General features: G+C 58.6%; 12 protein-coding genes. 9 read left to right on the top strand and 3 right to left on the bottom strand.

Translation table 11 applies throughout. The features are described 5' to 3' along the window. Positions 1 to 64: 64 nt before the first annotated feature. Positions 65 to 517 (bottom strand): hypothetical protein, encoded by a 453-nt coding sequence (locus VOI29_RS19905; protein ID WP_323782777.1) that lies wholly within the window; start codon positions 515 to 517, stop codon positions 65 to 67. 113 nt (positions 518 to 630) lie between these two features. Next, positions 631 to 1,062, bottom strand: a complete 432-nt coding sequence (locus tag VOI29_RS19900) for a pseudoazurin (RefSeq protein ID WP_323782775.1) — start codon at positions 1,060 to 1,062, stop codon at positions 631 to 633. A gap of 159 nt (positions 1,063 to 1,221) precedes the next feature. Here VOI29_RS19900 and VOI29_RS19895 point away from each other — a divergent pair, with 159 nt between their 5' ends. Further along, positions 1,222 to 1,938, top strand: a complete 717-nt coding sequence (locus VOI29_RS19895) for a Crp/Fnr family transcriptional regulator (protein WP_323782774.1) — start codon at positions 1,222 to 1,224, stop codon at positions 1,936 to 1,938. A 6-nt stretch (positions 1,939 to 1,944) separates the two neighbouring features. Here VOI29_RS19895 and VOI29_RS19890 read toward each other — a convergent pair whose 3' ends face one another. Beyond that, positions 1,945 to 2,139, bottom strand: a complete 195-nt coding sequence (locus VOI29_RS19890) for a DUF1858 domain-containing protein (protein ID WP_323782772.1) — start codon at positions 2,137 to 2,139, stop codon at positions 1,945 to 1,947. Positions 2,140 to 2,275: 136 nt separating this feature from the next. On the opposite strand from VOI29_RS19890, the gene VOI29_RS19885 reads away from it, so the two are divergent. The 8 genes from VOI29_RS19885 to VOI29_RS19850 all read left to right on the top strand — a co-directional run. Then, positions 2,276 to 2,728, top strand: coding sequence for a cytochrome c (locus tag VOI29_RS19885; protein ID WP_323782770.1), 453 nt, complete (start codon positions 2,276 to 2,278; stop codon positions 2,726 to 2,728). Positions 2,729 to 2,749: 21 nt separating this feature from the next. Further along, positions 2,750 to 4,099, top strand: a complete 1,350-nt coding sequence (locus VOI29_RS19880; protein ID WP_323782768.1) for a cbb3-type cytochrome c oxidase subunit I — start codon at positions 2,750 to 2,752, stop codon at positions 4,097 to 4,099. 3 nt (positions 4,100 to 4,102) lie between these two features. Continuing rightward, positions 4,103 to 4,897: a CbbQ/NirQ/NorQ/GpvN family protein gene (locus VOI29_RS19875; RefSeq protein ID WP_323782765.1), complete on the top strand. Its 795-nt coding sequence runs from the start codon at positions 4,103 to 4,105 to the stop codon at positions 4,895 to 4,897. Between the two features lie 5 nt (positions 4,898 to 4,902). Then, positions 4,903 to 6,792, top strand: coding sequence for a nitric oxide reductase activation protein NorD (locus tag VOI29_RS19870; RefSeq protein ID WP_323782762.1), 1,890 nt, complete (start codon positions 4,903 to 4,905; stop codon positions 6,790 to 6,792). A 1-nt stretch (position 6,793) separates the two neighbouring features. Further along, positions 6,794 to 6,970 (top strand): protein NnrT, encoded by a 177-nt coding sequence (locus tag VOI29_RS19865; RefSeq protein ID WP_323782759.1) that lies wholly within the window; start codon positions 6,794 to 6,796, stop codon positions 6,968 to 6,970. Beyond that, a complete protein-coding gene (locus VOI29_RS19860; RefSeq protein WP_323782756.1) occupies positions 6,967 to 7,206 on the top strand; it encodes an NnrT protein in 240 nt (79 codons plus the stop codon). Before VOI29_RS19865 ends, VOI29_RS19860 begins: the two co-directional genes overlap by 4 nt. Continuing rightward, positions 7,203 to 7,457 carry a DUF6522 family protein gene (locus VOI29_RS19855; RefSeq protein ID WP_323782753.1) on the top strand — a complete coding sequence of 85 codons (255 nt, stop codon included), beginning with the start codon at positions 7,203 to 7,205 and terminating at the stop codon, positions 7,455 to 7,457. The genes VOI29_RS19860 and VOI29_RS19855 overlap by 4 nt, the downstream gene beginning before the upstream one ends. Then, on the top strand, positions 7,457 to 8,240 hold a 784-nt coding region (locus VOI29_RS19850), incomplete at its 3' end, for an NnrS family protein (RefSeq protein ID WP_323782750.1). The genes VOI29_RS19855 and VOI29_RS19850, both read left to right, overlap by 1 nt.

The raw sequence follows: 8,240 nt of genomic DNA, 5'->3' as shown, positions 1-8,240 counted from the left end.
GGAAGCCCCAGCAAGAGTAGCGTCGCAAACATCGCCATAAATTTTAGGGAGGACAGAAAAATGTTCATGCGTTGGCGTCCTTTAGCATAGGTCGCCCGTCGCTGCGCATCATTCGGCCGCCTGCTGACAAATCAAATGTGATCAGCCTCGGCATAGAAAACTGCACAACCGGAGGGCCACGCGGCGCGGGGTAGAGGTTTCGTTTGTTGACGATGGGGTCTTTGGCAACGGGGTTAACCACCTCCATGCCCAAACGGTTCAGGGACGGAATGAGCGACCAGATTGTGGGGACTAAGACACCGACGGTTTGACAACAGGTCAGGCACTCGGGGCAGAACTGCGCTGGCTCAACAGGGTTATCGTTGGCATCGAACGACACAGTTTTGGCAACACCGTCCGCGCAAATTTCCATTGTGAAAACAGCGTTAGCTCCAACCTTTGCCATACCGATAGAGCCGTACAATGCCAGCGACAGTGTGAGCAAAAGGCCAAGAACATGGGTGAACGCGTTTTTCATAGCAAGAATAGTAACTCACAACCATCGACCTGATTTGATCCATCGCAATTAAGAAGCGATAGATCTTGCTTTTTTCAGGGGTGCCGTTTGCCCAGCCCCCCACTCATTCGCGTTCAAAGACCGCTCAAGCTCTCTTCAAATCGCTCTTTGGCCTTTTTCGGCATCTTCCCCGACAGAAAGCTGTCAGCGTCGACAGCGTCATCACCGACCGCGATGACCATCACCATGCCCATGCCCCAGTGCGGCTTGCATTTGATGCCGTAAAATCCAGGCTCAGTTAGTGTGACGTCGATCTCTTCGTTGATTTTACCGGCGAAGGTTGCCGCTCCGTCCGGGATCATTCCCTTGACTGATTCAGCGTTATGACCTTTGTCAGCCGGAATAAATTTGACGGTGTCACCCGCTGCAATGCGCAGCGAAGCAGGCTCAAAAACCATCGAGCCACTATCGCCTTTATTCAACATTTGAACTTCAAACGTTTCGGCAAATGCTGCACCGCCCAACAGAGATACGAGTGCAAAACCGGTTACCAAAGTGCGAAACATGACATTTCCTTTCAGATCGTATTGTTTGTTGAGCTACTGCCTAACGAATTGGCGCTGTCGAACTTTGCGCTGGCGCAAACAGTTCTGCTTTTCTTCATAGTTGTCGGAAGATTGGAAATCGTTGGCCTTTACCCCAGACACCGTGGCACAACGCTTTGTATGAACGAGATATCACCACGCAAAACCTTGCCACGGCTGGACGAAAGCCTGCTGACGCATTTGCCGCCGTTTTCCAAACTGGAACGGCGCGACATTCGTACTATTCTCGATCAGGCCACGTCGCGCCGATACGACGAAGGCGTTGCCATCTTTGACGAGGGTGCGCCGGCCGACCGCTTTTTCATGCTGCTGGACGGGTATGTCCGGGTTGTCCGCTTTACGCCGACCGGCGAACAGGTCACGGCGCTGCATATTCCTGCAGGGCAGCTCTTGGGGATCGCCAAGGCCATCGGCCGCGAGACCTATCCCGCCACGGCCCTGACGGCGACTGAATCAATTGTGCTCAGTTGGCCGACACGCCTATGGGATACTTTCGTGTCCAGCTATGACGGGTTTTCGACGGAAACCTACAAGACCGTTGGCAGCCGCATGGGCGAGATGAACAACCGCATCGTAGAGATGGCCACACAGCAGGTTGAACAGCGCGTGGCAAACGCGCTCTTGCGTCTGATCAACCAAACAGGTCGCAAAACGCCGGACGGCATTGAGGTGGATTTTCCGATCACACGGCAAGATCTCTCTGAACTGACCGCAACAACGTTGCATACCGTCAGTCGTCTGCTCAGCGCATGGGAAAAACGTGGCCTGGTTCAAAGCAAGCGCAAACGGATCAAAGTGACCGATCCGCACGCTTTGGTGGTGATCGGTCAAGGGTAGCGCCAGTCAAAGGCCGGCAGCTTCTCGAAGCTCTGCCAAAAAATCACACTCATCAAGGCTGTATTCGGCGCAGGCATCCGCAATCGTGTGAAATGGGCCGATCAAACAGCCGACACACAGCATCTTGTGGCGCAGAAACACCTGAATGGTGTCTGGCCAATGCATCATCAAATCTGCCAGCGGTAAATCGGGGTCATCCATTCTGGGGTGTCGCATTGGGGGTCTCCTGATGCGTCGAGGCTAGCCCACAATTCGGCTCAGACGTTGCGCTTGCGCAAACTCGCGCGCAACCGCCTTCGCTAGATATTGGCCATCCCGAATTCAAGGAGACCGGCCAATGGCGGAATTTCTGACAAAATCGCGGGCGCGAAACATCTTCTACGGAGGCTCGATCTTTTTTGTCGTGGTCTTTGTGGCGTTGACCGTCCATTCACACAAATACGTCGTCGAGACCTCAACCGCCGGTATGGAACTGAGCGAAGCGGTCATTCATGGCAAACACATCTGGGAGGAAAACTCCTGCATCAATTGCCACAGCCTGCATGGGGAAGGCGCGTATTTCGCCCCCGAGGTCGGCAACGTGATGACACGCTGGGGTGTTCTGGAAGACCCCGAAGACGCCTTTGAGACACTCAAAGGCTGGATCGAGGCGCAACCCAGCGGCATCGAAGGTCGCCGCCAGATGCCCCGCTATGAACTCACCGACGAAGACATCCGCGCTCTGGCCGAGTTCCTTCGCTGGGCTGACCAAACTGACACGCAAGGCTGGCCGCCGAACGAGGCCGGTTAAACCGCGAGAAAGGACGAAACCATGAAATATCAATCTCAAAAGGTGGCCTACTGGTACTTCCTTGCGGCGATGGCGCTCTTCGGCATTCAGGTGCTGGGCGGGCTGCTCGCGGGCTGGATCTATGTATCGCCCAATTTCCTGTCTGAATTGCTCCCGTTCAACGTGATCCGGATGATCCATACGAACGCGCTTATCGTCTGGCTTCTGCTGGGCTTCTTCGGCGCGGCCTATTTCCTGATCCCCGAGGAATCCGAGCGCGAGATCTATTCGCCCAAGCTGGCCTATCTCCAGCTGATCATCCTGCTGGTTGGCACGCTTGGCGCTGTTGGGTCCTACCTTGTGGGCATCCACGGCGGGCGCGAGTTTCTTGAACAACCGCTTTGGGTCAAATTCGGCATCCTCGTGGCCGCGCTTATCTTTCTCTTCAATGTCTCGATGACTGTGTTGGCAGGCAAGAAAACCGCGATCACCAACGTGCTGCTCATGGGGCTTTGGTTATTGTCGCTCTTGTGGGTCTTTGCCTTCATCAACCCTAGCAACCTGTCGCTTGATAAAATGTACTGGTGGTTCGTGGTGCACCTGTGGGTGGAAGCCACATGGGAACTGGTCATGGCCGCGATCCTGGCCTTCCTGTTGCTAAAGCTGACAGGCGTGGACCGCGAAGTTGTTGAAAAATGGCTCTATGTCATTGTCGCCACGGCGCTGTTCTCGGGCATCCTTGGGACCGGCCACCACTTTTACTGGATTGGCCTGCCGGGCTATTGGCAGTGGGTCGGCTCGATCTTCTCGACCTTCGAGGTGATCCCGTTCTTCCTGATGATGTCCTTTGCCTTTGTGATGGTCTGGAAGGGCCGCAAGAACCACCCCAACAAGGCCGCCCTTTTGTGGTCGCTTGGGTCCAGCACTGTTGCCTTTTTCGGCGCAGGTGTCTGGGGGTTCCTGCACACACTGCACGGCGTCAACTTTTACAGCCACGGCACGCAGATCACCGCAGCGCACGGGCACCTTTCGTTTTACGGGGCGTATGTCGCACTGAATCTGGCGATCTTTACCTACGCTATGCCGATGCTGCGCGAGCGTGCCCCGTATAATCAGGTGCTGAACATGGCGTCCTTCTGGCTGATGACTGGCGGCATGGCGTTCATGACCTTCGTGCTGACCTTTGCTGGCACCATCCAGACCCACATGCAGCGTGTGGTCGGTGACTACTACATGGAGGTGCAGGAAAGCCTGTCGATCTTCTACCTGATGCGCTTTGGCGCAGGAACGGCGGTTGTGATCGGTGCGCTCTTGTTCATCTATTCCCTGCTGGTCGTGCGCAAGAACGAGATCATCGCGCCCGGCCCAGCCAATCCAGTTCCCGGAGAATAAGCCATGAACATGCAAAACCCGCCAACCCTGCCGTTCTACCAGCCTACGGGGCGCGAATGCGACCTGTTCGAGACGGCCCATGACAACGGTTTGCCCCTTCTTTTGAAGGGGCCGACCGGCTGCGGTAAAACCCGTTTTGTGGAACACATGGCCACAAAGCTGGGCAAGCCGCTTTATACCGTGGCCTGCCACGATGATCTGTCGGCGGCAGACCTGATCGGGCGGTATCTGCTGAAAGGCGGAGAGACCGTCTGGGTCGACGGCCCCCTGACCCGCGCTGTGCGTGAGGGCGGCATTTGCTATCTCGACGAGGTGGTCGAGGCCCGCAAGGACGTTACCGTGGTCTTGCACCCGCTGACAGATACCCGCCGCACGCTGATGATCGACCGCACGGGCGAAGAGCTGACAGCCCCCCGCGAGTTCATGCTGGTGGCCAGCTATAACCCCGGCTACCAGAACGTGTTGAAGCGACTGAAGCCTTCGACCCGCCAGCGGTTCCTCTCGATCAGCTTTGATTTCCCCGATGCGGAAACCGAGATCGCCGTCGTCGCCAGCGAAAGCGGTCTTGAACCAGGCCGCGTGGCACCGCTGGTGCGCTTGGCAGGGCATATCCGCAAGCTAAGCGGCATGGACCTTGAGGAAGGTGTTTCCACCCGCCTTTTGATCTATGCGGGAACCTTGATGTCGGGCGGCATGGGGGTCGATCAGGCGCTGGAGGCCGCGATCATCGAGCCGCTCAGCGACGAGCCGGATGTGCAGCAATCGCTCCGCGATCTGGTCAGCACGATCTACGGATAAACGCCATGAAACTGCTTGACCTCATGGAACCAGAAGAGACCGTCGGTAACATCTGGCACGACATGGCCAGCGGCATCGGGGCGGGCGTCACCTATCCCGATGCCGCTGTTACGCTCGCCTCGGTCAGGCCCAGCCTTGCGGTTTTGTTCCGCGCACTTGGCGGGGCTGCGGGGGTCGAGCTTGGCGAGGTCGCCCAAACGCTTGTGCAGCACCGGCAGGTTCTCAAACGCAAATTGGGCGCCGCCCGCGACCGCGAATGGGTGGCGCGGTTTGACGGCGAAAAGCTGATGCTGCCGCCGGTCATGGACGCCTTTCCAGAGCAGCGCCTGAACCATGCCGCGTATTTCTGGCTGACCGCTTTGGCCGCGCACGCCACAGTGTCGGATTTTGATGTGTCGCAGAACGGGCCGGCGCGGGACCGCGCCTACGTTCAGACGAACGCCGCGGCATCGGACAGGGCCTATCAATCCTGCATCGGTCTGCGCGACCGCTATTTGGAAATGGCGGCGCATTGCGCACAAATCCGGATCGGGGCGCGCCGCGCGCCGCGCGAAGCGGCAATCGAGCAAGCCATCCGCGACCAACTATGCGGGGTCTCGCCAAGGCCTCTGGCGGATCATGCAACGGCAAAGGGTTACATGCCCTGCGCACCGGTGCCGATTTGGCTGCGTCTTGAACGCCCCGGACAGGGCAGCACAGCCACCGAGGACACCGAAGCAGACGCAGCAGCGCCACCGCCCACCGCCGCCGTCAGCACGCGCAAACTGGGCGAACGCAAGGATCAGGATCAGCATAACCGCAAGGACAGCTTCATCATCCACCGGTTTGAATCGATCCTGTCTTGGGTGGAATCCATGAACATCAACCGCAGCGTTGATGATGATGACGAGGAAAACGCCCAGAAGGCGGCTGACGATCAGGATCGCATCACCCTATCGAAACAGGGCCGCAAGGTTGCGACACGCCTGCGCCTGCATCTCGACCTGTCACCTGCCGATGCCGATCACGAAGCGCTTGCGGGCACCCATACCTACCCCGAATGGAACCACCGCAGCCGCAGCTATATGGCCGATCACTGCCGCGTGTTGGATGCGCCTGCGCAGCCCGGTGACACAGTGTTTGTGCCAAACGATAAATACGTCCGCGAGGTGCGCCGCCAGTTCGAGGCGCTGCGCCCGCGCCGCATCCTGCAGCCCCGCCAAATTGACGGGCAAGAGCTTGATCTGGATGCGGTGCTGACGGCGCGTGCCGATATGGTCGCCACAGGGCGCGGGTCTGACCGGATTTGGCAAGCCGCGCGCCAAATGGACCGCGATGTCTCGGTTGCTTTCCTGATCGACACGTCCCGTTCGACAGAGGCCGCAATCGGCGACACGTCGGTCATTGATGTGGCGCGCGACACGATGGCCGCCCTTGCCGCCGGGATTGATGCGGCGGGTGACAGGCTGGGCATCTGGGGCTTCTCCTCGCTGCGCCGTGACAGGGTGTTCCTGACCCGCTGCAAAGACTTCGATACGCCAATGTCTTCTGACGTGACCGCCAATATCGGCGCGCTCAAGCCCGGGCATTACACCCGTCTGGGCGCCGCCATCCGCCATGTTTCTGCGCAGCTGGCAAAAGAGCCATCGGCGCGCAAGCTGTTGATCGTGCTGACGGATGGTAAGCCCAATGATCTGGACCACTATGAGGGCCAGCACGGAATCGAAGACAGCCATATGGCCGTGCGCGAGGCCCGCACCGCGGGGCAAAGTCTGCATGGCATCATCATCGACGAGGACGGCCAAGACTGGTTTGCCCGCATTATTGGCCGCGGCGGCTTTACACTGTTGCCCAATCCGGAACGCCTGTCACGGGCGTTACCCGACATCTACCGCACGCTGACACAGGAGACCTGACATGCGTATGACCACAGCTTTTCTGAGCATTTTCATCGCCGCGCCTGCCTTGGCCGACGCTTATGACCGCCCGATCCCGCAGGCCCAATCGGCCACCGCAGAATTCTGGTATGCCTTCGCCTGCCTTGCATTGATCGCAGCCATGATCGCCGTTCAGCAACTGGTTGCCCGCAGATGACACGCACCGGTTGGTCCACTGGCCAAATCGCCTGCGTGCTTTACCCGTTCGGGGCGGGGGCTGCAGCGGTCAACGTCTTCTTTGCCTCGTTGATCTTCAGCTGGCTCGGCGGCCCGATCCTCTCCAGCAGCTTATCGATCCTAATCGGCGCGGGTCTTGGAATTCCCGCCACATGGTGTTTTGCGAAACACATCCGTCACCTGATGGACGTGGCAGACAAGGGGGCGGCGCAGTGAAAATCGACATGAGCGGGGACCAGCCCACGATTGACGCCCGCAATCTTGGAAAATTGTTCGATCTGCCCCCGGAAGAGGTGCAGCTGCTGATGCGGGCGGGCGAAATCACCTCACGTTTCGAAACAGGTGAGGGCAAAGACGCTGGTAAGGTCAGGCTGACGTTTTTCCATGGCGATCGCAGGGTACGCCTGACATGCAGCAAAGACGGGACGGTGCTGACGACGTCCCGCGTAACATCGGAGCGACCATAATGGCTCAGTCTTCCGCAGAACAGATGCGTAGCTGGAAAGGGCCGGCGATCTTCAGCTTCGGCTTCCGTCCCTTTTTCCTTTTCGGAGCAATCTGGGTCGTTGTGGCCATGGGCCTGTGGCTGGCGGTTCTGATGGGCGGGATCGACCTGCCGTCCCGGTTCGATCGCGGCTCATGGCATGCGCATGAGTTCCTGTTCGGCTATCTTGGCGCGGTGCTTGCCGGTTTCCTGCTCACAGCCGTGCCCAACTGGACCGGGCGTTTGCCCATCGTAGGTTGGCGGTTGGCGGGGCTTTTTGCGGTTTGGTGCGCCGGGCGCGCGACGATCCTGTTCTCCCAGCAGTTTCCGCCGCTTCTGGCCCCCGCAATCGACCTCGCCTTTCCCATCATGCTTGGCGGTCTGATCCTGCGCGAGATCATCGCAGGCAAGAACTGGCGTAACCTGATCGTGCTGGCCCTGCTTGCTGTCTTTACGTTGGCCAATGCGCTGTTTCACTACGAGGCGCTTGTCGGTGATTACGCGGCGCAGGGTTATGGACTACGGCTAGGTCTGGCGACGGCGGTGATGATGATCGCCGTCATCGGCGGGAGGATCATCCCGTCCTTTACCCGCAACTGGCTGGTTCGCGAACAGTATCCGGCGCGTCCCGCACCGCCGATGCAGCGCTTCGACAAGCTCACTCTTTTGCTGAGCCTGCCGATCCTTATGTTCTGGACGCTCAAGCCGTTCACGATCACGACCGGGCAACTGCAAATCGAGATTACCGAAACTGCGGTCATGGATT

It is taken from the genome of Leisingera sp. (genome assembly GCF_034669605.1).
In the GTDB taxonomy this organism is placed as follows: Bacteria; Pseudomonadota; Alphaproteobacteria; order Rhodobacterales; family Rhodobacteraceae; genus Leisingera.
This window is presented reverse-complemented; position numbering and strand designations above follow the sequence as displayed.